This window comes from Polyangium jinanense (genome assembly GCF_028435365.1).
The window spans coordinates 1-22,792 of record NZ_JAGTJJ010000025.1; the positions used below are offsets into that span (position 1 = coordinate 1).

Sequence of the window (22,792 nt, forward strand, 5' to 3'; positions counted from 1 at the left end):
CGCGATGCGCAGTTCATCGAACAGGCCGAGTCAAGACCGGCGACGACCCTGCCTGCCAAGACCGCGGCGCTGTGCCCGTCGCCAGCGTGCAACGCACCTTCATGGTCTTGCCACCAGCCTGTGGGAAGAACTGCGCATCGCGCAGTTCTTCCCCCTAAGGTCCAGGGCTTGCCCTGGTTCGGGTCGAGGGGCGAACAGCCCCCGCGGGGCCCGGGGCAGCGCCCCGGCGCGACGCCTCGCGATGAGACCAATGCTCAGGCCGCGGCGCGGGGGATGAGTGGTGCGCTCGTGCGCAAGTGCTCGGTTTTATCGTGGCGCAACCATTGCTTGTCCTGGACGGTGGGAGGTGGTTCCATGAAAGCGATTGCGATGAGTATGGTGCTGGTTGTGGGGATGGTCGCGGCGACGGTGTACGCTCAGCAGCCGCGATTGGTCAGAGCGCCGGGGCCGGGTGCCTCTGCGACGGCGGTCGGAACGGCGTCCGGTACGCAGCGGGCGTCGGACCGATCGGCCGGCTGCCCTGGATACATCGTGGAGATGAACGATTTCGAGATCACCGTGGATCGGGCGCGGCCGAACCTCCGGCTGAACACCGAGTCCTCGAAGGACCTCGTCCTCCTCGTGCAGCTCCCCGACGGCTCGTACCGGTGCGACGATGACAGCGGCGGGAATCAGCAGCCCGAGGTCAACATCCTGAACCCGCGGCTTGGCACGTATCGCGTGTGGATTGGCGTGTGGGCCCCGAACGTCATCGCCGACTACAGGTTCCGCATGTCGAGCGATACCTGATCCAGCGTTCCCGCGAGAAGGACGGGCGATCTCCCCGATCGCCCGTCCTTTTTGCCTGGCAGCGGAAGCGGCAGCGGCAGCGCTGTCTCAGGGCCGGCTCGGGCCCCCGAGGTCGTATCGACGAGCGACACCTTCCCCGAGAGCGTGGATTCGACGGTAAATCGCTTGACAACCACCTCCCGCATCCCTCGCTCGAGGGAACACGGCTGGGGGTACGAGAGCATCGAACCGGTCGATGCTCGGAAGATCGCGAAGCGATCTTCCCTCGGGGGGTGAATCGGCTGGGCTTTGCCTGGACGAGAGGGGGACGCGAGGCCTCCCCTTAGCGGAGTGTCACCCAGACCTGCACGGTCCTGCCCGAGCGGATGTCCACGATCCCCAGCTTCACGTTGGAGCCGCTGGACAAGCCGCGCAGCCTCGTGGCGAGGTCGTAGTGGTCGAAGACCCGCCGGTCATTGACGGACGTGATGATGTCGCCCACCTCGGCGATGTAGGTCCCGCCTCCCACGATACGCGCCCGCAGCAGCGGGCTGAGGAAATGAAGGCTGCGAATTTCGGCGCCTTCCAGACCAGGCCTGGCACTGGAATCGAAATCGGCGCCGAGGGCATAGATGCTGGAGGGTAAGATGACGTCGGCACGCGCCGTCGCCGGCGGCATCACGAGAATGCTGCTGGTAGCCAGCACGAATGCGAACGTCATGGGCTTGATGAATCGCATGGTTCCCCCTTTCCAGCGCGACCCGCGGCTGCGCACCCATCGCGGCGTGCATTCCACGTCGCGCATGACACGTATTCAATGCGTCCACGATGTATGCGCGTCAACGCAGGGGCCGGCCGGTTGCGGATCCGCGCTCGCGGGCCCGGGGGAAATGGCTTGACAAATGCGCGTCGAAAGCGACGACGCGTTCTTTCTAGAACGACCCGCCCGCCACGATCCCGCCGCCGCCTGGCAGGAACCACGGCGCGACGGCGGTCTTCTTCTCTTCCGCGCCCTTCTTCCCGCCGCTCTGCGTCACCACGAGCACCACGCCCACCACGGCCGCCACGCCTCCGCCGATCAGCATGATGTCGCCCACGGTCGCGAAGGTGTTCGACGACTCGATGTCGTCCTGCGCTGATGAGCGACAGAGCTGCCTTCCATCCGCCGTCTTTCCACACACGACGGATGCGTCGGGCCTGCGCGTCGCGGCCAGGATGTCGAGCACGCCGCCGCCGATCGCCACGGCTCCGCCTGCGGCTGCGAGGATCACGCCTGGCATGAAGAGCTTGCCGCCTTCGCGCTTGGCTCGCTCCTCGGCCTCGTGTTTGTCCTTCGCGTCCTGGTCGGCTTTCTCCTTTGCGTCCTTCTCCGCCTTCTCCTTCGCGATGCGCTCGTCGAGCTTTGCGAGCCGCGCGTCGAGATCGGCGTGCTCCTCCGGCGGCGCTCCTTCACGCCAGCGGCCGAGGTACTCGCGTGCTTTCTCGGCCTTCCCGAGCCGCTCGTAGGCGTTCGCGATGCTCTCGAGGATCAGCTCTCGCTGCGAGAGCTCGTAGGACATCTCCCACACCTCGATGGCCTTCTCGTAGTCGCCCTTCGTGTAGAGATCCTCGCCCTGCTGGAACAGGCGCTTGGCTTCCACGAGCTTCGGATCGTTCTTGTTCGGCGGCTTCTTCTTCGCCGCCGGCGTGGACGGCGCGGGCTTCTTCGCCTGGGCCGAGGCCGCGGGGCTCGCGACGAGGAAGGACAAACCGAGGAGCGACGCCGCGACGAGCGGCATGGAGCGACGGATCATTCGAAGGGACTCCGGATCTCCGACCTGCGGCCCGTTTTGCTGGTGGTCGTGGGCGGCGGCGCTGCCGTACGAACGGGCCCTGGCGACGTGCGAGCTTGCGTCTGCGTGGCCGCGGGCGTCGTCGTCGGCGATGACGTCGGCGACGACGCGGCCGAGGTCGCGGGGGGCGGCGTCGTCGGCTCGGACGGCGCTGTCGCGGCGAGCGCTTGCGGCGGCGACGTCGGGCTTGCGCTCGGGGCGGGCGCTTGTGCGCTCGATGCGCTCGCGTTCTCTTGCGAGCTTTGGCCTCCGCGCATCACGGCGAATGCGAGCACCGCGCCGATCCCGCCCATCGCGAGCGCTGCGACGACGAGGGACACGAGCACGGCCGCGCTGCGCTTCGGCGGCGCCTTGTGCGCTCCCGTGGCGGATGTGACGAACCCGCGTTGCGTCGCGCCGCTCTCCACCATCGGCGGCGGCGCCTGGCTCGGCGTCGCTGCGGGCATCGGCACTGGCGCGTTGCCTGTCGGGATCCGCGCGAAGTTTCCGGTCGCGTACGGCCCCGGCGCGTGTCCTGGGGGGCTCGTGGGACTCGGCACGGGCCAGCCCTGGCCTGACGACTTCATCGCGAGCGCGCGCAGATCCCGCGACACCTCGGCCATGCGTTGCGGCCGCTCCTCGGGCCGCTTCGCCATGCAGCGCAGGATCATGGCTTCGAGCAGCCCGTCCATCGCGCAGAACCGGCTCGGCGGCTCCGGCGCTTCCATCGCGTGCCGCGTGATCACGCCGATCGTCGACTCCGCGGTGAACGGCAGCCTTCCTGTGAAGGCGCGGTACATCATCACGCCGAGCGAGTACACGTCGGCGCGGTGATCCACGCCCTCGCTGCGCGCTTGCTCGGGCGCCATGTAGTGCGGTGTGCCGAGGATCATCCCCTCCTCGGTCAGCTCCGACGAACCGCTGTGCAGCACCTTCGCGATGCCGAAATCCAGGAGCTTCACGAACAGCGGATCGCCGTTCTCCTGCACGAGGAACACGTTGTCCGGCTTCAGATCGCGGTGGACGATCCCGTGCGCGTGCACGAGCTCGAGCGTGTCGGCGATCTGGATGAACACGTGCAGGAGCTGCGCTGGACCGAGCCTCGACTCGCGCATCGCCCGCGCGAGATCGAGGCCCTCGAGCAGCTCCATCACCACGTAGAACGGGCCGTCGGCGAGCTGGCCGAAGTCCGTCGTCTCGATGATGTGCCGGCTCTTCAGCGCGTTTGCCGTCTGCGCCTCGCGGATGAAGCGCGCGAGCACGCCCTCGTTGTGCCCGCTGCGCGGCGGACGCAGCACCTTCATCGCGAACGCCTTGCCGACGACCACGTGCCGGCAGGCGTAGATCGTGCCCATGCCGCCGTGGCCGAGGACGCGCTCGATGCGATAGCGCCCGTCGACGAGCTGCCCCACGAGCTCTCCGGCCCGGATCGCCGCCGTCTTGTCCAGGATGACGAGCTTGATCCCGTCATCCTGACAATGCGAGCGCGCATCGGGGTACTCGCGCGAGCACGCGGGGCAGATCCTCACGGGGAGGATGATGCCACCGGGGCGGACGGGAGCGGAAGCGGAAAGGAAGGAAGGGCGGGCGCAGGTGGAGAGGGCGGGGGACGCGGACCGGGGACGGAAGCGGTCGCCAGAGAGACCATGGCCCAAAGGAACCGGGCCCGATCGGCCTCCGAGGAGACTGACCGGGCCCGTATGCTCACGTCACGAAGTTATTGGGCCGAAGCCATTCGGCCGCTCACCACCAGTAACGGCGGTGATGACGGTAGTACGGATAGCCGCCGTAGTACGGGTAGCCGTAGTACGGGTAGTAGCCGCCGTAGTACGGGTAGTGGCCGTAGCGCGGGTAGCGCGGGTAGTAGCCGTAGTACGGATAGCGGTGTCCATGCCGTCCGTACCCGTAATACCCGCCGTACCAGCCGCGATGCCGGCCGCGCCAATACTGCGACGAAAGCGCTTCCTGGGACTCGCCGGTCTCTTCCTCGGCCAGGCTGAGAGCCTCCTCACCCGAGGCCTCCTGGCCCGCGATCTCCTCGAGGCCCGGCACCTGGCTCTCTTCGATACTCTCCACGCCCGCGACCTGCCCGCTCTCCTCTTCCTGCCCGAGCGCCGGCTGCTCCGGCTGCGCCGGCTGCTCCACGGCCTTCTCCTGCGCCGGGATCGGGGCGGTCTTGCTGAACCCCTTGCCGAGGTTCTGCTCGAGGCCCTTGCTGAGCCGTCCCTTCTGGAGGCCCTTGCCGGGGCCCTGCTCGAAAGCCTTCTCGCCGCCCCTCGCCATGCGCTTGCTGATCACACCGCGCAGGATCTCGCCGCCCAGGGGCAGATTCTCGCCGAGCTGGCTGTCCTGGCCCGCCGAGATATTCCCCCCGGTGATCCCCGCGCCCTTTTCCACGTTCGCGAGCGCGCTGTCCGTATCCTCGAAATCCCCGACCTCGGCCGCGCAACCCGTCATCCAGACGGCCGCGGACGCGGAAAGGATCAGCGCCACGATTTTCGACACATTCTTCATACGAACCTCCCCCTGTTTCCACTTCGCTGCGGCCTTCCCCCCTCGCCCCGAACGGCGAGCCGTTCGCCTTCGCGAGAGGCTCCGACCACAAGCGAATTCATTTGGCCAGGGCGGCCGAACGTCGAGCGGTCTCGGCGCGGGAATGTGCGGGACACGTATCGCCCCATGGGCTCGAAAAAACCCATGTCCGGAGCAGGTTCGTTTGCTTGGAAAATGGTCGAGCGTGGAAATGAAACGAGCCCGCTCGAACTCCGAGAAGTCCTAGCGGGCCCGTAAAGCTCAACTCACGAGATCCGTACGGCCATGGCCGAAGCAATCACCAGCAGCCGCCGTAGCCGCCGTAGCCGCAGTAGCCGCCGTAGCCGCCGTAGCCACAGTAGCCGCCGTAGCCGCCGTAGCCGCCGTAGCCGCAGTAGCCGCCGTAGAACCGCCCGGGGTAGTACCCGTAGCCACGCCAGCCGTACCGGTACCCGGGGCCGATGGCCCCCCACCAAGAGGACAGCGCCTCTTGCGACGACGCCGTATCCCCCTCCTCCTCGGCCTGGCCCGCGCTCTCCTCGTGGCGGAGGCCCAGATCCTCGAGCTGTCCCTCGGCCTCGGCCCCGACCTCGGCCCGCTGGGTGTCTTCGAACTTCTCTTCACCCGCGACCTGACCACCGAGCCGTTCAGCAAGCTGGCCACCGAGCTGACCGCCGAGCTGACCGCCGCCGCCGAACGTCCGTTCCTCGATCTGCGTCTCGCCGCCGCCCGCGACCCGCGCGCCCTTGCCGAGTTGGCCGCCCTCGAATTGGCCGCCGCCCATGCCCTTGCCCTTCGAGATCACCGGGATGTCCGCCTGGCCGCCCAGACGCCCCTTGGTGATGCCCTTGCCCTCGTGCACGTTGGCGATCGCGGAATCCGTATCCTCACCCGCATCACCGAGCTCGGCAGCGCAACCGGTCAGCCACACGCCAGCCGACGCGGACAGGATCAGCGCAACGATCCTCGACACGTTCTTCATGTGAAACCTCCCCCTGTTTCCTTTTCGATGAGGGCCTTCCCCAGTGCGAAAAAAAAGCAACCATGTGCTCGCTTGCACAGGGGTCCGACCCCAAGCGAATTCATTCATCCGGGGCGCCGAAACGTCGAGCGGTCTGGCGATGGAACACGTGTCGCGGGCGTTCGCCCGACGCAGGAGAAATCTTATGGGCGCGCCCCTACGGGCCGTGCCGAGGCCCGTCCGCGCCGCGCGGGCCCCGTTTTCAGGGCCGCGCGGCGCAACGCGGAGAGAGTTTCAAAATACCTGATTCGAGAACCGGAAGAGCAGCATCTTCGGCGCGGCGCTCTCCGGATCGAGCACGATGACCCCATCCTGGGCCGCGCTGTTCCGGTGCACCTTGTGCGCGCTCGCTCCGCCCGAGCTGTGGGCAAACACGCTGATCTTCTCGCCGAGCGGGATCGCGTCGGCGATCATGTCCGACAGCGTGGCCATGTCGTACGCCGTGAATTCCTCCGCCTGCACCCCGAGGTCGGTCGGATAATCGAGGGAAACTCCGGTATGCCAGCCTTCCTGCCACGCGGGGCCGGGCATCACGTGCGTGGTCTCGAGATATCCGACATTCGGATCCCCGAAGCTCGATAGCACGTTCACCACCATCCGATACGCCTTGCCGTCCATCACGACCTGCACGACCACGTGATCGTCATTCGGCATCGCGCATTGCGTATCGGTCGGCTTCACGATGGCGAGCACCGTTCCGTCCACGCGCCCGAACGCGCTCGTGAGCGCGTCGCCGAACGTGTCGGCGCAATCTTTCGCCTTGTCCACGGTCCCGCCGCCGGAGCCGCCGGAGCCGCCCGTCCCACCGCCACCGTCCCCGCCGCTACCGCCGGCGCCGCCCGTGCCCGTGCCCGTGCTCGACGCGCCCGCGCCGGCCGTGCCGCCCGTCCCGCCGCCTTCTCCACACCCAACGAGCGCGACGCAAAGAAGCGCCACGCTCACCCCGTACGTCATCGTCCGCGATCCCATGTCCTGTCCTTTTTCCTTGACAAGGCCGCGGCTATATGCCGTCCGACTTGCGCTACAGCGACATCACCTTGCTGTAGTGCTCGGCGATCGCCGTGGCCCCGAGCCGTGAGAAGAAGGACGAGTAACACATCCAGATCGCGAGCCCGTTCATGTCATCGAAGAGCGGCGGCAGGTACGGCGGAGGCTTCACGATCCCGTCGGTGACGTGGGCATACAGCACCGGCACGTCCTCGTGCGCCACTTTCCCCACGAACAAGAACGGGATCAGCGCGGCCTTGTCCTGCTGGATCGCGGCCCGCATGAACGCGTAGTTCAAGACGATCCCCTTGCAGTAACAGGCGTCCTTCGTGAACGGTCCTCCGCCTTCGAGCAGCCCGCCGCGGAAGACACGGCGCGCGTTCTGGAAGCACTCGTCTTCCTCGTAGCCCTCGGTCCGGTACCACTCGAACACGTCGAGGAAGCTCGCGCCGTCCTCGGCCTTGTCCACCGCGAGGATCCGATCGTTCAGCTTCTTCGCGCGCCGCGGCGAGGACCGGAACGTGAAGATCTCGACCAGCGCCGCGAGCCCCTCCTGCACCGCCGTCGTGCGCGGCGGACCCTTGCCGAGCCAGCGCGCCACGGGCTGCGCCTGCCCATTCAGGTTCGTCGCCACGTGCACCCAGCCCTCGTGCGCCTCGAGGATGTCGATGTCCCGCGTCGAGAACGTCGCCCCGCTCCGGATCTTCACGTAGTCGCTGCCGGCGGCCGCGTCCGCGAGGATCGAGTCGTCCACCTGCACGCGGATCGCCGCGCTCCCGAAGAACCGATCGAAGCGCGCGTTCAGCTCCATCGCCGCCATCTCGGCCGTGATCTCACGCCGCTCCGGGGGACCGAGCTTCTCGCCTCCGATCGCTGTGAGCACGTCGTAGAGCACGATCCCCATGTCACGCACGCTCGTCTGACCGTCGGGCAGCTTGTCCTTCGGCGACCCGTAGAGCAGCCGCGACAGCTTGTAAAAATCCTTCTTCCCGCGCGACTTCAGCATCCGCACGACGTCGCGGTACTCCGCCGCGGTTTGCCGGAGGATCTGCCCGAGCCTGTCGTTCTTCCCGAGCTCGCGCTCCGCGTCGCGCAGGATCTCCTCGAGCTCGGCGATCTTCGCGTCCGCGTCGAAACCGAGGTCGGAAGCGTACGTCACCTTCGGCAAATCACGCTGCTTGCCCCGGAGGAACTGCTCCTCCACCGCCGACTCCCAGCGGAGCGCCTGCAGGATCCGGATCGGCCGCTGCGCCTCCAGCACGCGCTGCGAGAGCTTGGCCAGGATCTCCTTGTACGAGCGCCACGGCCCTGCCGCGGGCGGCGGCGGCACCGACGGAATCGGCTCGTCGCGCAGGCTGAGCGACTCGAGCGGCGCGGTCGCCGCGTGCTCGGCAACCTGCCCTTTCGCCGAGCCGTTCCCGTTTCCGTTGCGTTTTCCCGGGCTCGACGGCCGTTCCGGCGGCCGCTCTCGCTCTTTCGAGGGCTCTTCGGCCAAGTCCTTGGCCTCCCGGCCCTCTTCCGCCTCAGCGGGGACGAGGGGCGGCGGCGGCACGGCAAACGCGGCGACCTCCCGCGGCTCTTTTTCGCGAGGCTCCTGCTTGGGGGGCATCACGATGATTGTCACACAGTTGGGCCCGGACGGATCATGGGAAGTTCCGGAAGCCTTGCTCGGGCACGACGCTCGCGGTACGAGGCCTGCGCCGTACGACGCTCAGGGGCTCCGCTCCGCGAGCGGAGCTCGGCCCCCGAACCCCCATGTCCACCGACACGACGACCGACACGGGAGAGGCAGAACTCTCCGACGCCGAGCTGCTCGAAAAAACCGAGGCCGCCGCCAAGCGCCTCCGCACCGCCGTGGCCCAGGCCGTGGTCGGCCAGGACGCGGTCGTCGAATCCATGCTCGTGACCCTAGCCGCGCGCGGCCACGCCCTGCTCGTCGGCGTCCCAGGCCTCGCCAAGACGCTGCTCGTGGCCTCCCTGGCCCGCGCCCTCGATCTCTCGTTCGGCCGCGTCCAGTTCACGCCCGACCTCCTGCCAGCCGACATCACCGGCACCGACGTGCTCCACGAGCAGCACGGAAGCCGCACACTGCGCTTCATGCCCGGCCCGATCTTCCACAACCTGATCCTGGCCGACGAGATCAACCGCACGCCCCCAAAGACCCAGGCCGCGCTCCTCGAAGCCATGCAGGAGCGCAAGGTCACAGTCGGCGCGGCGACGCACCCGCTCCCGGATCCCTTCCAGGTGTTCGCCACGAGAAACCCCATCGAGCAGGAGGGTACCTACCCCCTGCCCGAGGCCCAGCTCGACCGCTTCCTCCTGGAAATCCACGTCGACTACCCGAGCGAAGAGGAGGAGCGCGAGGTCGCGCGCCGCACCACGAGCGGCAAGGCCCCACAAATCGAGCCCGTCCTCCACGCCGACGACGTGCGCGCCATCGGCAAGCTCGTCCCGCGCATCCCAGTCACGGACGAGGCCGTCTCCCTCGCCGTCTCGCTCTGCCGAGCCACGCGTCCCACGGCAGGCAAAGTCGCGCGCGAGGTCAAGGAGTACGTGCGTTACGGCGCCGGCCCGCGTGGCAGCCAAGCCCTCGTCCTCGCCGCCAAAGCACGCGCCGCCCTGCGCGGCGAGGCCGCCGCCGACGTCGACGACGTGCGCGCCATGCTCATACCCGCGCTCCGCCACCGCATCGTCCTCTCCTACCGCGCCGAGGCCGACGGCGTACGCGACGTCGACGTCCTCGAAGCAGCCGCGAAGAGCGTCCGCTAGTTGGGCCGTCGCGCCGGGGCGCTGCCCCGGCCCCCGCGGGGGCTGTCCGCCCCTCGACCCGGACCAGGGCAAGCCCTGGACTCGGGGTGGAAGAACTGCGCGTCGCGCAGTTCTTCCAACGGGCCGGTGGCAAGACCAGAGACAGCGTTGCCAGTCACGGCGGTCTTGGTTGGCAGGGTCGCTACGGGTCTTGACTCGGCCTGTTCGATGAACTGCGCATCGCGCAGTTCATCGACCAAAGGTCCAGCGCTTGCGCTGGTCCGGGTCCCGGGGCGGAGAGCCCCGGGTGGGGCCTGGGGCAACGCCCCAGCGAAACGCCTCCAGGAGCCGCTCAGGCCGCTGGCTGCTGCGGCGCTGCCTCTTCCAGCGAGTTCGCGTCGAGTGAGCGCACGACCTCGAGTCCCTTTGGCTGGAGCAAAAACCGGAAGCTTGCCTCGCGCCGCCCTTCCTCGCCTTCGGCTGGCGTGAACCGGATCGCGGCGACTCCGCTCTTCTTGATCCCGGGCCAGGCCACGTCGCCGAGCAGGTTCCGCGCGAGCATCGACAAACTTGGCTCGTGGCCTACGAGTGCGAGCGGCCCGCGCCCGCGATGTGCCTCGATCAGGCGCACCAGATCCGAGAGATCCCCGCTCGGCGCGAGCTCTGGCCGTACGAGGATCTCCTCGACGAGGCCGATCTCGGCCGCGAGGATCTCCGCTGACTGCACCGCGCGCACCAGGCTCGAGGTCCAGATCGCCGTGGGCCTACGCGACGACCGTTCGTCGAGCCAGCGTGCAACCTTTCGCGTCACCCGCCGGCCTTTCGCCGTAAGCCACCTGCCTGCGTCGCCGAGCCCGGGAGCGTTTTCCACGGCCTCGCCGTGTCGAAATAGAAGGAGATCCATGGCGTGTGATCTCTACCCCGTACTGCGAGCCCCTGCACCTCGCGTTTCACGGAAGGGGTTTCGGGAAATGCCGTCAGGACCTCCGGCGGCATGCGCGGGATCATGTCCAGAGCGACGGGCCTTTCCGGGAACGCGCGAAATCCACGTGCTTTCCGGGAAAACGCGCTATTCTCACCCCTGCGGCCGGCCGCCGCGGGTCATGAAGACACGCGAGCCGGGGAGGAGACGATGTTCTTGAGCTCGTCCGAGGGAAGGGTCGCAAAGTGGTTGGGCGCCGTTTCCGCCTGGGGGGCGCTCCTCGTCGGGGCCTTGTCGGCCCTCGGGTGTGGGGGCGGCCCGCACTACGTCCGTTCCCCGGCGCCGCTGCCTCCCGATCCGGTGGAGGTCGTCGCGCCCGCGCCCGAGCCCACGGCCATCTACATCATCGTCAACCAGCCCGAGGGCACTGCGGCGCCCGAGATCGTCACCCAGGACGAGAGCGGCTGGATCCCGCGCGAGTTCCCCGCGGAAAACCCGTTCCAGCGCTCGCGCACCTGGGTCGGCGATTACGACTGCGTCCAGGGGAACACTGGCCTTGCGCTCCGCATCGTCGACGTCCGCGGCCGTGTCGTGCGTGCGGTCTTCGACTTCCAGCACGCCCCCTCGGGCGCGACCGGCTCCTACCTCATCGCTGGCACGTACGAGCCCGAGACCCGCCGCGTGCGCTTCGATCCGAGCCGCTGGATCGTGCAACCCGAGGACTACGTCATGGTCAGCATGGAAGGCGAAATTGCCACGGACGGCTCGCTCTTCGCCGGCAAGATCACGTTCCCGGGCTGCGGCGCGTTCCACCTCAAGCCCACGCGATAACGAAGCGAAGAAAAGCGAGCGCGTCGGGCCCGCCCTGCCCAAAGCGAGCCCGACGCGCTCCGTTGGTCCTTATTGCATTACCGCAGGAACGCGACGAACGCGTCCGGCCCCTTGCCGCTCACCAGATCGCCGGCGCCGAGGTTCATCGTCCCCTCGAACATGCCGGTCACCACGACGTGCCCGTCCGGCGTCACCGTGAGATCGCCGAGACGCTCGTGCTCCTTGCCGCCGAGCCGCTCGCGACGCTCGATGCGCCCTTGCGGGTTCATCCAGGCCACGAACAGATCCTCTTCCCCGGCGCTCGTGAGCTTCTGCCCGCCGAGATCGATCGTGCCCTGGAAATGGCCACCCAGGACGAGACCGCCGCCCTTCAGCGGCGTCGCGTAGACCTGCCCGAGCCGCTCGACTGGGAAGACGTCCGAGCGCAGCACCTTGCCCGTGCTGTCGATCTGCACGACCCCGAGCCCCTCGCCTGAGCCGCCCTGCGCGGCGAGCGTCTTGCCGAGGAAATCGATCGACCCTGCCACGGTGCCGACGAGGAACGTCCCATTCTCGCCGGCATGTAGACCAAACCCGAAGAAGCCGGTCTTGTTCGGCGCGCCCTTCGACCACAGCACCTTGCCTGTGGAATCGAGGGCGACGAGCATTTCGCCGTCCGCCGCGCCGGTGTCCGGCAGCGCGCCCGCGCCCAGGTTCGGCGCGCCCTCGTAATACCCGGACACGAGGATCTGGCCCTTCGCGTCGATCACGAGCGAGCCATCCGATTCGGTCCCTGTCCCGCCGAGTGATTTCGCCCAGCTCACCTTGCCCGTCGGCTCGATCCGCGCGACGAACACGTCCGAGTTTCCGGCGCTCGTCAGGGTTTGTCCACCGATATCGATGGTCCCTTCGAACGAACCGGACCAGTAGACGCTCCCGTCGGCCGCGAGCGCGACCTCGCCGCCATTTTGCATCGTCGCGTCGCCGGCGCGCAGCGCGAAACGCAGCTCGCCGTTCGGACCGAGCGAGGCCACGAAGGCGTCACCGCCGCCGAGGTCCGCGAGCGGGCCGCCTCCGAAATCGATGTTCCCGTCGGTGAGGCCCGAGATCACCACGCCGCCTTGTGGATCGACGGCCATTCCCACGGGCACGTGGCGGCCCGAATCGCCGAAGCGCCGCGCGCGCTTGATCTTCCCGTCCGGCCCGAGCCACGCCACGAAGATGTCGCTCTTCGTCTTCGCTTGCAGTGCGCCTGCGTCGCCGAATTTCACGGAGCCTTCCATCGTCCCGGCCAGGACGAGCTCACCCGTCTTGGACGCGCCGATGAACCATCCTGCCTGCCTGCCGTCGGCGCCGAGCGCGTTCGACCACATCGCAGGACCCGAGGCCGCAGGCCCCGTCGAGGTCTCGGTCCGGGTTTCATCGTTCTTGCTACAAGCCCCGATACCGAGAAGAAGCCCCACGCCGAGCGCCACGCCCGCCATCCGTCGTCGTTGCATGCATCCTCCCTATTTCATTCGCCGAACGCGCATGCTTCACGCCTTCGGCCCCCAGTAAAGTAACCCAGCCTACAACGACAAGACGTGAGGAGCACGCGGGAACGGCGCTCGAAACACGAGAATGCCCGGGGCGCAAAACCCGTCCTGTCGGGGGCGGCGTCGATTCCGTCGCTTATTCGCCGCGCGCGGCGCGCTCGTAGAGCTGCGCCGCCGCGCGGAGATCGCCGATTCGCTCGTAGAGCTGCGCGGCGCGGGCGAGGCTCCCGCCGGCGAGCGCGCGCGCGGCTTGCTCGCGTATCTTGGCCTCGTCGATGTCTCCGTCCTGCACATCGAATTCGACGGGCAGCTTCCGGGCCGCCGCGCGCTCCCCGTCCGCGCGCGCTTGCCGCTCGATTTCCGCGAGCTTCTTTGTCGCCTGACCGAACGGCTCGGCGTGCATGGGCGGCGGCTCCGCGATCCAGGCCGACCAGGCCGGCGAAAGCGAATCGATCCGAAAAACGAACGACCCGCCGCGCGTGACAACCACGAGCTCCCCTTCTTTCGGCCCGAAGGCCCGGCGCCGCGCCTCGGAGGGCATGGCCGGGAAAAACCCGAGCCCCTGCTCGACGTAAATCGCCCCCGGACCGATCCGCGACAGCGCGATGCCAAACGGCACGCGCGAAGCGGTCTCGTCCGCCGCGAGCAACAGGTGCCGATCTTCTCCGAATGCGAGATACACCGCGTCCCCTGCCGGCAGCCGCACGAGCCATTGCCGCGCCCAGGCGAGCTCGTCTGCGTCCAGCAAGACGCCGTCGATCCGCGTCGCGCGCCCATCGTGCACGAGCTCCACCCGGATCGGCTCCGGCAAACGTGCCGCCGCTCTCCCCATTTCGATCGGCGCCGCCGCTCGATCCGGCAGGGTCACGAGGGATCCGCCGGGGACCATTTCGCCGAGCAGACGCAGGCTCGCGTGCCCCACATCCACCGCGCCGAGCACCCACACCTCGTCTCGGTCGAGGAACGACGCGAAAAACGGCGCCCACGCCGGCGCGTCGCACCGCGCATCCACGAAGAGCCGCGCGTCCCCGCCCGCCGCATACGCGACCACCACGCCCGGCAGATCCGCGAGCCGCGAGATCCACGACGCCGGCACCACGCCTTTCGGCGCGTGCACGCGCATCCACACGACGCCCGCGCCCTCCCCTTCCTCGGCGAGCTCACGCCGCTCGGCTGGCGCGAGCGCGACCACGAGCCCGAGCGCGAGACAACGCCCCACGACCCAGCGCGCGAGCTCCGGCGGCACCACGGCCACGATTTCACTGCGCGCCCGCGCTCGCTCGGCGCGCAGCGACGTCGATTCGAGCAGCGCCGAGAGCGGCGCATGGGTCCACAGCGTCCGCTCCAGCCGCTCCACGTCGCGCCCCGTGACCAGCACCGTGCGCGATGACCCCTGCGGCAACAGAATCCGCGGTGGCATCGGTTTTCCATCCGGCAGCATGGCGACCCACGCGCGCGGCGCGCCCAGGGTCGGCTCCTCTCCTGCGCCCGCGACGAGGCCCGTGAATGCGCGACCTCCGGCCAGACGCGCGAGCGTCGCTGCCTTTTCGGGCGGCGCCGCCACCTCGACCCATATTCTTCCTTGTGGACCTCTCCGACAAACCGCGCGCGCCGCGAGCCGCGCCCCGCCGAGCGCCCCGAGAAATGCGAGGGCCTCGCCTGCCCCGGGAAACATCGCGCCGCAGAGATTCGCCTCCAGAAGCGCCATGGCCTGCCCTGCCGGCGCCTGGGAAAACTCCGCCACGGCTGGGGATTGCGGAGGCGGAACCGAAGCCGGAGGCGCAATAGCAGGCGGGGGCGGCGGCGGCGGCGGGTCTTCCTTCGCCGGCGCCTCGTCCGATCGCGCCACGTCGCCTGCGCGCCCGAAAAGCCGCTGCCAGAACGTCGTGGGTTTGCCCTCGCTCATCCGGCGTTCGCCTCCTCGTCCTCCTGCGCGTGCAGCGAGAACGGCGGCGGCACCACCTCCCCGAACACCCGCGAGGACCAGCGCTCCCACAATTCGTCCGCCTCGACGCCCCGCGGCCCCGCGGCCAGCGCCAGCGCCGACAGATCCGGCCGCCGCATCGATTCCCCGATCAGCACCGCCCATTCCGTCACGCACCGATATCCCGACGCCGGCGATACCCGCGCGAGATCCGGAAACACCTCCCGCAGCTTCTTCGCCGCCGCCGCGTGATCCCCGCGCGCCACGTCACACCGCGCGCGCACGAGCGTCATCGACACCGTCTCCGCCACGTCGCGCATCGGCGCCGCGTCGATCACCTTCTCCGCCTCGGCCGCACGCCCCATCTCGTGCACCAGCGTCCAGGCACGCCGCATCGGCAGCTCCGCCCTCGCGAGGCAACGCCCGGCCGGCTCCCATTTCCCGGCCGCGTGAAAACACCGCGCCGCGTCCACCCATTGCTGCGCGCGCTCGTAGGCCTTCGCGGCCTGGAAAAACCGCCCCTTTCGCTCGTGCAGCACCCCGAGGCTCCCCCACGCCGCGGCCGCCTCGAAGCACCGGAGCGCCTCGTCCTCGTCCCCGATCGACAGCCAGCACCGCCCCGCCGACGCCCAGAGCTCCCGCGCCGACGTCATTCGACCTCCGGCACGAGCGGCCCGCCTTCCGCCTCCTCGGCCGGCTCCTCGCGCGCGCCCTCGACCTCGCGCAAGGGCGATCCCTCCGGCCCCACCTCGCGCAACCGCGGGAACGCCGCGACAAACCGCCCGACCTCGGCGGCAATCCGGTCGTGCTCGGCCTCGGGCAGATGGCGATCCTGATCGTCGACCAGAAACTCCTCGACCTCCCCCGTCACCTTGTTGAATCGAAATCGCACGAGCGTCGGCATGGCGCGCCTCCTACCTCGGCAGCTCGAACTCGATTTCGAGGACATCGCCGTCCTCGTGCACCGAAATCCCTTGCGCCCCCCGATGCCGCGCCATCGCGAGCAGCGCGTCCCGATAGGCCCGCGCGAGCAGCGCATGGAATGCCCGCCGCGCCTCTGCGAACACCCGATCCGCGCGCGCCTCCACTTGCCGCTGGAGCTCCGCTTGCCGCGTCGCCGCGCGCGCCTCGAAATCGGCCTCCGCCGCGCGTGCCGCCTCCGCTTCGACCTCCACGCGCACGGCCGCCTCCGCGTCACTCGCCACCTGCGCGACGCGCGCCCGCGCCGCTGCGTCGAGCGCGACCTCTGCCGAGGCCTGCGCCTCCGCGTCCGCCGCGGCCCGCGTCCTGCCGTTGTATCCGTCGTCGTAATAAGCCCCCATCCCGCTCGCCGAGATGCGCTCCTCCACGCGCCCCGACAAACGCCTCTCCGCCTCGCCCCGACCGACCACCTCTTCGCTTTGCGTGGCCACGATCGTCAAGCTCCGATCGTCGGGCGAATAGAGCGCCCATCCCCCGTGAATCTCGTATCGATACCCTTCCGGAACCTCCCGCCACGCGAGATCTCCCGCGTCGAGCGCGCGCTCCAATGCAGCGAGCGCCGGCGCCCCGAGCGATCCTGCCAGCGATTGCCGGATCCTCACCTCGCCGCGCACCGTCCCCGTCCGCGACGCCACGCGCCGCACCTCGCGGTCCCACGCCTCCACGATCGCGCGTGTCGCCGTCACCTCCACTCGACGCGGATTGCACATCACGCCTCCTCGAGCCGCGCGAGCACGCGGCGCACGACCCCCTCGATTCTCTCCCGAAGCTCCCGCCCGTCCGGGTGATCCAGAATCACCTCGCGCCGCAGTCGATTGAGCGCCATCAAATGCGCGGAAATCGCCGTCTCCCCGCGCAGGCTCCCCTCGCGCTCCTCCAGCGTCTCCAGATCCGCGAGAATATGCTTCTGCCCGCGCGCCCGCGGCGCCTTCGCGCCTCCGGCCTCGGCCATTCGTGTCTCCACCACGCGCCTCAGGATCGGCGCATCCGACGGCCGCGACCACACGTGCTTGATCGGCCACAAATCCTCGACCGTCGCCTGCTCCCGCCCCGCGAGGAGCGTCGCGCCCGCCACGAGCCGGAGCCCCTTCACGATCCGCCGATCCGAAAGCTCCAGCCCCTCGGCCCGTGTATCCCGCAGGATCTGCTCGTACAGCGGCCGCACGTCGGAGAGCTTCACCCCCGCGAGGTGATGTTGCAGCGCCCGCACCGCCGATTCCTTCAGCATCGGCAAAACGGCCGTCCCCTCCCCGCGCTCGCTCCGTTTCGCTGCGTCGAGCCGCTCGACTTCCAGGTCCCAGCCTCGATCGAGCAATTCGCCGAGCCCCTCGTCCGGCGCCGGCGGCGCCAGCACCCGGAGCGCGAATCGATCGGCAAACGCTTTCAGCGTCGGATCGTCCGGCAGCTCGTTCGACGCACCGACGAGCGACATGAGCGGCACCCGCTCCCGGACAGGACCATTATGAAAGATGCGCTCGTTCACCAGCGTGAGCAGCGTGTTCAGGATCGCGCTCCCGCCCTGGAACACCTCGTCGAGGAACGCGATCGTCGCCGAAGGCAACATCCCCTCCGTGCGCACGTGGTATCGCCCTTCCTGGAATGCCGGCAGATCCAGCGGTCCGAAGATCTCCGCCGGCTCTGTGAACCGCGTGAGCAGGTAATGGAACCGCGGCGCGTCGATCTGCTCGGCGAACCGCGTCAGCAAATCACTCTTGGCCGTGCCCGGCGGCCCGAGCAAGAGCACGTGCTCGTGACAAACCGCGCCGAGCACGAGGATGTCGACCGCCTCGTCCCGCAGGAAAAACTGCCGCTTCAGCTCCTTCGCGAGCCGCGACAGCCGGTCCACCGTCCGAAGGGTCGCCTCCGGATAACTCACGTCGATCCTCCTCCGGACGTACCATTTCCGCCGGGGCCATTCCCCGACGAAAGCGTGAACAATGCGCCCGACGGCCGCCGCGGCCCGGGCCCCGATGGCGCGCGCGCGGCGACCGCCACGATCGGCGCGGCCCCTTCGAGCCTCTGCTCGTCGGCCGCCGCGCGAATCCTCCCGACCAGAAACCCGATCCGCTCCGGCGTCGCCGGAGCGGGCGGCGTCTCGCAAAACAGCCCGACGCACGCGTCCCGGAAGATCGACCGGATCTGATCCCCGTTCATCCCGTGCGTCGCCTCCGCGATCACGTCGAGCAGCGCCGGGCTCGCCTCGATCCGAAAATGCTTCGCGTGCACCTCGGCGATGCGCCTCCTTGCCGCCTCGTCCGGCAAACCGATCGCGATCGGCTGAAACCGACTCGGCCGGAGCAGCGCCTCGTCGATGAGGTTCAGCCGGTTCGTCGTGCCAATCACCAGCATCGGCACGTCGGGCCGGAACCCGTCCATCTCCGTCAGGATCTGCGCGACGAGCGCGTTGCCTGCGCGGCTCCCGCCGTCGTCCCGCCCGCTTCTCCTGGCCGCGATCGAATCGAACTCGTCGAACACCACCACGCTCGGCGCGTTCCGCCGCGCCTCCGCGAAGATCGCGCGGAGCTTGCGCTCGCTTTCGCCCACGTACATGTCCGTGACCTCCGGCCCGGATACGACGCGGATCGTCGCGTTCATCTGGTTCGCGATCGCCTTCGCGAACAGCGTCTTGCCCGTCCCCGGCGGCCCGTGAAACAAAAACCCCCGCGGAATGAGCTCGCGCCGCAGCTTGTCGTCCGGGAGCTGAAACACCCCGGCGAGCAGCTTGATCGCCCGCGAAAGCAGGGTTTTTACGTCCTCATATCCCCCGATATCATCCATCGTGACGTCGGGAATCACAAAATCCTCGGACGTCTGCGCCTTGAACACGCGGATCGACTCGTAGAGCCGCGCGACGCGCGAGGGGTTTGCCTCGCCATGCCCCCGCCGCGCCTCGATCTGCACCGCGTAGGCGATGGCATCGCGCAGGCGGATCGGATTGAGCCCCGCGACCTGCTTGAACAGCTCCGCCGGGCTGTAATCGGCGAACATCGCCCTTTCTCGCTGGGTCACGAGCGCCACGCCCACCGGCGCCCGCCGCCCGTCCACCGAAACCTCCCGCGGCAAACCCGAAAGCGAAATCCGCACGGAAAACCGCGCCGCCACGACCTCCGGCACCACGAGCGATCGATCCACGAACGCGAGCAGCGGCCGATCCGGCGCCTCGTACAGAAGTTCCGTGATCTCCCGCGCCTCGCTCGACATCCCGCGCTCGGTCGCCGCCACGAGCAGATCGAGGTGCGGCAGCACCAGCACCTGCCCCTCCTTCAGCCCGAAGATCAGCTCCCGCAGCCGCGCGATCTGCATCTGCCGGAGCCCCCGAGGCACGATGGCCGCCTCCGCGTCCTCGGGCGGCAGCTCCAGCACCACCCGATCGAGCCGCGCGGCCGATACGATCCGCGGCCAGAGGTGCCGCACGACGAGTTTGTCGCAAATGACCATTGCCGAGAGGCCGGCTCGCAGGAACGACGCGACCTGCTCGATCTCGTCGCCATACGCGATCTCCACGGCCTGCGCCTCCGAGATCGCCTGCGGATGCCCCTCGGTCGCGGGCGCAGGCGAAGGCTTGGGCGCAGGGGCCGCCGGGGCGACAACCGGCGCGGGTGCCGGCGCCTCCGCGCGCGCCGCTACCGCCTTCAACCGAAGCCCCGGCGGCCAGAAAACCGGCGTGCGCTCGGAGATCGCCACCACCTTGATCCGCAGGTCCGACACGCGCCGATCGAGCACCTCGGCGAGCGGCTCCAAGGACAGCGCGGGCCACGCTTCGAGCAATGCCCGCAGCGTCTGATCCTGCGCATTGAACAGCGCATCCTGAAACGCCTCGGCATCCCCGAGCGGCGCGAGCGAGACGAGCGGCCGGCTCATGCTTCCTCTCCGGAGAGATGCGCGCCGAGCTGAAACAGGCGCGTCCCTTCGAGCATCCCTTCGAGATCGAGCCCGTGGCGCATTCGCAAAAGCTCGCCGTGCGCCCTCCGGATCCGCCAGAGCGGGCCGTAAAAAGCGGCCACCGCGAGCGCGTCCTCGATCTTCGCCTCCGGATCCCCTCGCCCGGTGATCACGCCACGCGCCGCCGCGATCTCCTCGATCACGCGCTCCCGGTGAAACACGAGCGCCGCCTCGTACACCTCGATCACCAGATCGAGCAAGCCCGCGTCCCCCGTGCGAAGCCGCTCCATCGCCGCCGCGCGAAACCGCCGCACGTCACGCGGAGCGCCCGGCCGCGCGAACGTTTGGACCACCAACCTTCTCCCGTCCGGATGCCGGACGAGCGCCGCGATCGTGGCGATCGTTTCGTCCTCGCCTCCGGGCGCGGGCCTGCCGAGCGCGGCCGAGAGCGGTGAACGCGCGCGCAGCATGTCCGCGAGATCCACGTCGATCGACGTCGCGAGCGCGCGCGAGGTGATCGCATCCCGCAGCAAGAGATCCCACGCCCCCGAGAGCTCCGGACAGGCCTCCGCGAGCGCCTCCGCCACGCTCGGCGACTCCGCGAGCCCCACGGCCGCCGCGAGCACGACGCCGCCGGGCCCGAGGGGCCGCGCATCCCCGAACGGCGGCGCGCGCAGGCCGAGCTTTGCCGCGTGGATCGAGGCAAGCGCCGCCGCCGCGGCTCGCACGACCTCGGGCGGCGTGAGTAACGACGGAAACCCCATTTCGCCGAGCGGCGCCTTCCCGCGCGGCCGTGCACCGCCGGACGCGCTCGCCCACGCGATCACCTCCGCCGCGATCGACATGGCCGCCGAGATCCGCCCCGTGGTTCGTCCCGACGCACCCCGTTCGAGCTCGGTCACGCGAGCACCTCCACGGCGCAAGGCACGAGGACATCGCCCTGCCGCGCGAAAAACGAGACCTCGCGCCCCTCGGGATCCCGCGCCGGATCCACGCAAACGAGCGCCGCCACCTGCCAGGGCCGCCGGAACGTGGAGAAGTGCAGATCCCGGTCCACGACGGACAACCCCCGATCCTCCGGGCCCGCGACGAGGTGCGTGTGAAACCACCCGAGGATCGAAGCCCCGTCCCGCGTCGCCTCGACATGACGCCGCATCGACGCGAACGACTCCGGCGAAAACACGAGCGCGTCCGGCGCCTCCTCCGCGTGCTCCGCCCGGATCACCTCCGTCACCACCACGAGCCACCGCGAAGGCTGATCCGCGTCCCGATGCACCTGTCCGAACAGGAACCCGCCCTCCTCCACCTCGCGCGAAAACGCCCACGAAACGCCCAGCGCTTCGCGCACGTTTTTCCGGACGAACACGTCCACGGGCCCCTCCGCGCGCGCCTCTCCGGGCCACGCGCGGGCGCGCGGACCGAGCGCGCTTTTCTCGAGGAGGGGCGGCGGCGGCTCCTCGATCGGGGACACGCCGAACGCCTTCTTCGCCCGGATCATGCCGAGAGCCGCTCGATCCTCACGCTACGCGCGCGCCGCGCCGGCCCGCCTTCGAGCTCGCCGCGCGAGCGCCCGCCGATCGCCACGATCGCGGCCTGCCCCTCGGGCGAAGACGCCCAGGCGTGGGCCTCGGGATTGTAGAACTCGCGCAGCTCGTAGTTCCGGTACGACGCCATGTCGACGAGCATCTGACAAACCGTACCGAAATGCAGCCCCGGACGATAGCTCTCCGCGAGCACGCCCAGACAAACGAGCCCCGTCTTCGCGTCCACGTTCGGGTGGAACACCTCGCGCTGGAAATACGCCTCCGGCGCCTTCACCGGGAAATCGGGCGGCATCACGAGCAGGACCTCGTGCTCCTCGATCCGCCGCGGCGGCGATCCCGGGGCGAACCCCGGCGCGCGGAAGCGCACGAGGTACTCCGTCGGCACGTCGAGCGCGTTCGCCTGCACCTCGAAGCCGCCTCGCGTCCCGGCAAACTCGAGGATCTGGTTTTTCACCATCGCGAGGCTCTCGGTCAAGAGAAACGGATTCACGCTGCCGGCGCGCCGCTCCGGATGCACTTCGAGCAGATCGAAGGGCCGCACGCCCGCGTCGTGCAGCGTCTGCTGCGAGAAGAGCCGCCGCGCCCCGCGCTCGCCGGGCCGACGCAGATCCACGACGGGAAGCGCCTTTTCGCCCTTGCCCATGGGCCAGAACGCCTCCTCGTACGCCTCGAGGATCGCCTGCGCCACGTCCACGAGCCGCGTCGAGGCCCGCACGTGATCGAGCACGAACCGCTGCCCATCCGGCCCCTCGGCCTGGAGCGGATCGAGGAAATAATCGCGGAACGCATGACTCTCGCGCGCAACCGAAACGCGCATCGAGGGTGCGATCGACGCGTGCAGCGACCGCACGATCGTCTCCGCCTCGTCCTCGCTCGCGCCTTCGAACGACACGCAGAGGCCCCCTTCCTCGCGGCTCACGAGATCGAGCGCCGCCCTTCGCCCGAGCGAGGCCGCGACGCCGCGCGACGCCTTCACGATCGCGAGGATCTGCTCGTCACCGAGGTCCTCCTGGAGCACGATCGAAATGGGCAGCGCGGGCGCCGCGGAATCACGCGCCGGGGCCGCCTCGCGCCCCTTGCCGCTCTTGCCGGGAAAGAGCCGCGACGCCTCGGAAAGCAGCGCCGCGACACCGGCGCGCCCGCCGCCTTGCTCCACGATCTCGGCGACCTTCTGAAAATAGTCGCGCGGCGGCCCTTCGAACCGCGGCAGCCGCGCGCCTTCGAGGCCTGGAACGCCTGCGAGGATCGCGCCTCCGAGCAGCGTGAGCGCGTCTTCGCGTGTCTCTGCCACGCGCCCGAGCTCGCCTACGGCCTCCGCCCTGTCCAG

The 22,792-nt window shown here is 69.3% G+C and carries 21 protein-coding genes; 3 read left to right on the forward strand and 18 right to left on the reverse strand.

The features are described 5' to 3' along the window. The first annotated feature begins 354 nt into the window (after positions 1–354). Positions 355–789, forward strand: a complete 435-nt coding sequence (locus tag KEG57_RS31070) for a hypothetical protein (protein WP_272422839.1) — start codon at positions 355–357, stop codon at positions 787–789. Between the two features lie 322 nt (positions 790–1,111). Here KEG57_RS31070 and KEG57_RS31075 read toward each other — a convergent pair whose 3' ends face one another. The 7 genes from KEG57_RS31075 to KEG57_RS31105 all read right to left on the reverse strand — a co-directional run bounded on the left by KEG57_RS31075 (position 1,112) and on the right by KEG57_RS31105 (position 8,728). Then, entirely contained in the window at positions 1,112–1,573 is a 462-nt protein-coding gene (locus KEG57_RS31075) for a hypothetical protein (RefSeq protein ID WP_272459107.1), read from the reverse strand. 127 nt (positions 1,574–1,700) lie between these two features. Next, complete coding sequence (locus KEG57_RS31080) at positions 1,701–2,561, reverse strand: tetratricopeptide repeat protein (protein ID WP_272422837.1); 861 nt, start codon at positions 2,559–2,561, stop codon at positions 1,701–1,703. Beyond that, positions 2,558–4,108, reverse strand: coding sequence for a serine/threonine-protein kinase (locus tag KEG57_RS31085; protein ID WP_272422836.1), 1,551 nt, complete (start codon positions 4,106–4,108; stop codon positions 2,558–2,560). The genes KEG57_RS31080 and KEG57_RS31085 overlap by 4 nt, the downstream gene beginning before the upstream one ends. 214 nt (positions 4,109–4,322) lie before the next feature. Further along, positions 4,323–5,093, reverse strand: a complete 771-nt coding sequence (locus KEG57_RS31090) for a hypothetical protein (RefSeq protein WP_272422835.1) — start codon at positions 5,091–5,093, stop codon at positions 4,323–4,325. Positions 5,094–5,409: 316 nt separating this feature from the next. Further along, positions 5,410–6,084, reverse strand: a complete 675-nt coding sequence (locus KEG57_RS31095) for a hypothetical protein (RefSeq protein WP_272422834.1) — start codon at positions 6,082–6,084, stop codon at positions 5,410–5,412. A gap of 282 nt (positions 6,085–6,366) precedes the next feature. After that, positions 6,367–7,101 carry a hypothetical protein gene (locus KEG57_RS31100; RefSeq protein WP_272459108.1) on the reverse strand — a complete coding sequence of 245 codons (735 nt, stop codon included), beginning with the start codon at positions 7,099–7,101 and terminating at the stop codon, positions 6,367–6,369. A 52-nt stretch (positions 7,102–7,153) separates the two neighbouring features. Continuing rightward, the gene (locus KEG57_RS31105) at positions 7,154–8,728 is read right to left on the reverse strand and encodes a peptidase MATCAP family protein (protein WP_272459109.1); all 1,575 of its coding nucleotides are present in this window, start codon (positions 8,726–8,728) and stop codon (positions 7,154–7,156) included. A gap of 146 nt (positions 8,729–8,874) precedes the next feature. Here KEG57_RS31105 and KEG57_RS31110 point away from each other — a divergent pair, with 146 nt between their 5' ends. After that, positions 8,875–9,888 carry an AAA family ATPase gene (locus tag KEG57_RS31110; protein ID WP_272422831.1) on the forward strand — a complete coding sequence of 338 codons (1,014 nt, stop codon included), beginning with the start codon at positions 8,875–8,877 and terminating at the stop codon, positions 9,886–9,888. A 331-nt stretch (positions 9,889–10,219) separates the two neighbouring features. On the opposite strand, the gene KEG57_RS31115 is transcribed toward KEG57_RS31110, so the two are convergent. Then, positions 10,220–10,771, reverse strand: a complete 552-nt coding sequence (locus KEG57_RS31115) for a SixA phosphatase family protein (RefSeq protein ID WP_272422830.1) — start codon at positions 10,769–10,771, stop codon at positions 10,220–10,222. A gap of 267 nt (positions 10,772–11,038) precedes the next feature. On the opposite strand from KEG57_RS31115, the gene KEG57_RS31120 reads away from it, so the two are divergent. Next, a complete protein-coding gene (locus KEG57_RS31120; protein WP_272422829.1) occupies positions 11,039–11,620 on the forward strand; it encodes a hypothetical protein in 582 nt (193 codons plus the stop codon). A 77-nt stretch (positions 11,621–11,697) separates the two neighbouring features. On the opposite strand, the gene KEG57_RS31125 is transcribed toward KEG57_RS31120, so the two are convergent. From KEG57_RS31125 to KEG57_RS55765, 10 genes are all read right to left on the reverse strand, one after another. Next, the gene (locus KEG57_RS31125; RefSeq protein WP_272422828.1) at positions 11,698–13,098 is read right to left on the reverse strand and encodes a hypothetical protein; all 1,401 of its coding nucleotides are present in this window, start codon (positions 13,096–13,098) and stop codon (positions 11,698–11,700) included. A 172-nt stretch (positions 13,099–13,270) separates the two neighbouring features. Continuing rightward, complete coding sequence (locus tag KEG57_RS31130) at positions 13,271–15,040, reverse strand: DUF8588 domain-containing protein (RefSeq protein ID WP_272422827.1); 1,770 nt, start codon at positions 15,038–15,040, stop codon at positions 13,271–13,273. Next, a complete protein-coding gene (locus KEG57_RS31135; RefSeq protein WP_272422826.1) occupies positions 15,037–15,711 on the reverse strand; it encodes a tetratricopeptide repeat protein in 675 nt (224 codons plus the stop codon). The genes KEG57_RS31130 and KEG57_RS31135 overlap by 4 nt, the downstream gene beginning before the upstream one ends. Next, entirely contained in the window at positions 15,708–15,962 is a 255-nt protein-coding gene (locus tag KEG57_RS31140; protein WP_272422825.1) for a hypothetical protein, read from the reverse strand. Before KEG57_RS31140 ends, KEG57_RS31135 begins: the two co-directional genes overlap by 4 nt. Before the next feature lie 10 nt (positions 15,963–15,972). After that, positions 15,973–16,749 (reverse strand): hypothetical protein, encoded by a 777-nt coding sequence (locus KEG57_RS31145; RefSeq protein WP_272422824.1) that lies wholly within the window; start codon positions 16,747–16,749, stop codon positions 15,973–15,975. Then, complete coding sequence (locus KEG57_RS31150; protein WP_272422823.1) at positions 16,749–17,915, reverse strand: AAA family ATPase; 1,167 nt, start codon at positions 17,913–17,915, stop codon at positions 16,749–16,751. Before KEG57_RS31150 ends, KEG57_RS31145 begins: the two co-directional genes overlap by 1 nt. Beyond that, positions 17,912–19,900 (reverse strand): ATP-binding protein, encoded by a 1,989-nt coding sequence (locus KEG57_RS31155; RefSeq protein ID WP_272422822.1) that lies wholly within the window; start codon positions 19,898–19,900, stop codon positions 17,912–17,914. The genes KEG57_RS31150 and KEG57_RS31155 overlap by 4 nt, the downstream gene beginning before the upstream one ends. Continuing rightward, a complete protein-coding gene (locus KEG57_RS31160; protein WP_272422821.1) occupies positions 19,897–20,823 on the reverse strand; it encodes a hypothetical protein in 927 nt (308 codons plus the stop codon). Before KEG57_RS31160 ends, KEG57_RS31155 begins: the two co-directional genes overlap by 4 nt. After that, positions 20,820–21,419: an MPN domain-containing protein gene (locus KEG57_RS31165; protein WP_272422820.1), complete on the reverse strand. Its 600-nt coding sequence runs from the start codon at positions 21,417–21,419 to the stop codon at positions 20,820–20,822. Before KEG57_RS31165 ends, KEG57_RS31160 begins: the two co-directional genes overlap by 4 nt. Next, a complete protein-coding gene (locus tag KEG57_RS55765; protein WP_272422819.1) occupies positions 21,416–22,756 on the reverse strand; it encodes a ubiquitin-conjugating enzyme E2 in 1,341 nt (446 codons plus the stop codon). Before KEG57_RS55765 ends, KEG57_RS31165 begins: the two co-directional genes overlap by 4 nt. Between the last annotated feature and the right edge of the window lie 36 nt (positions 22,757–22,792).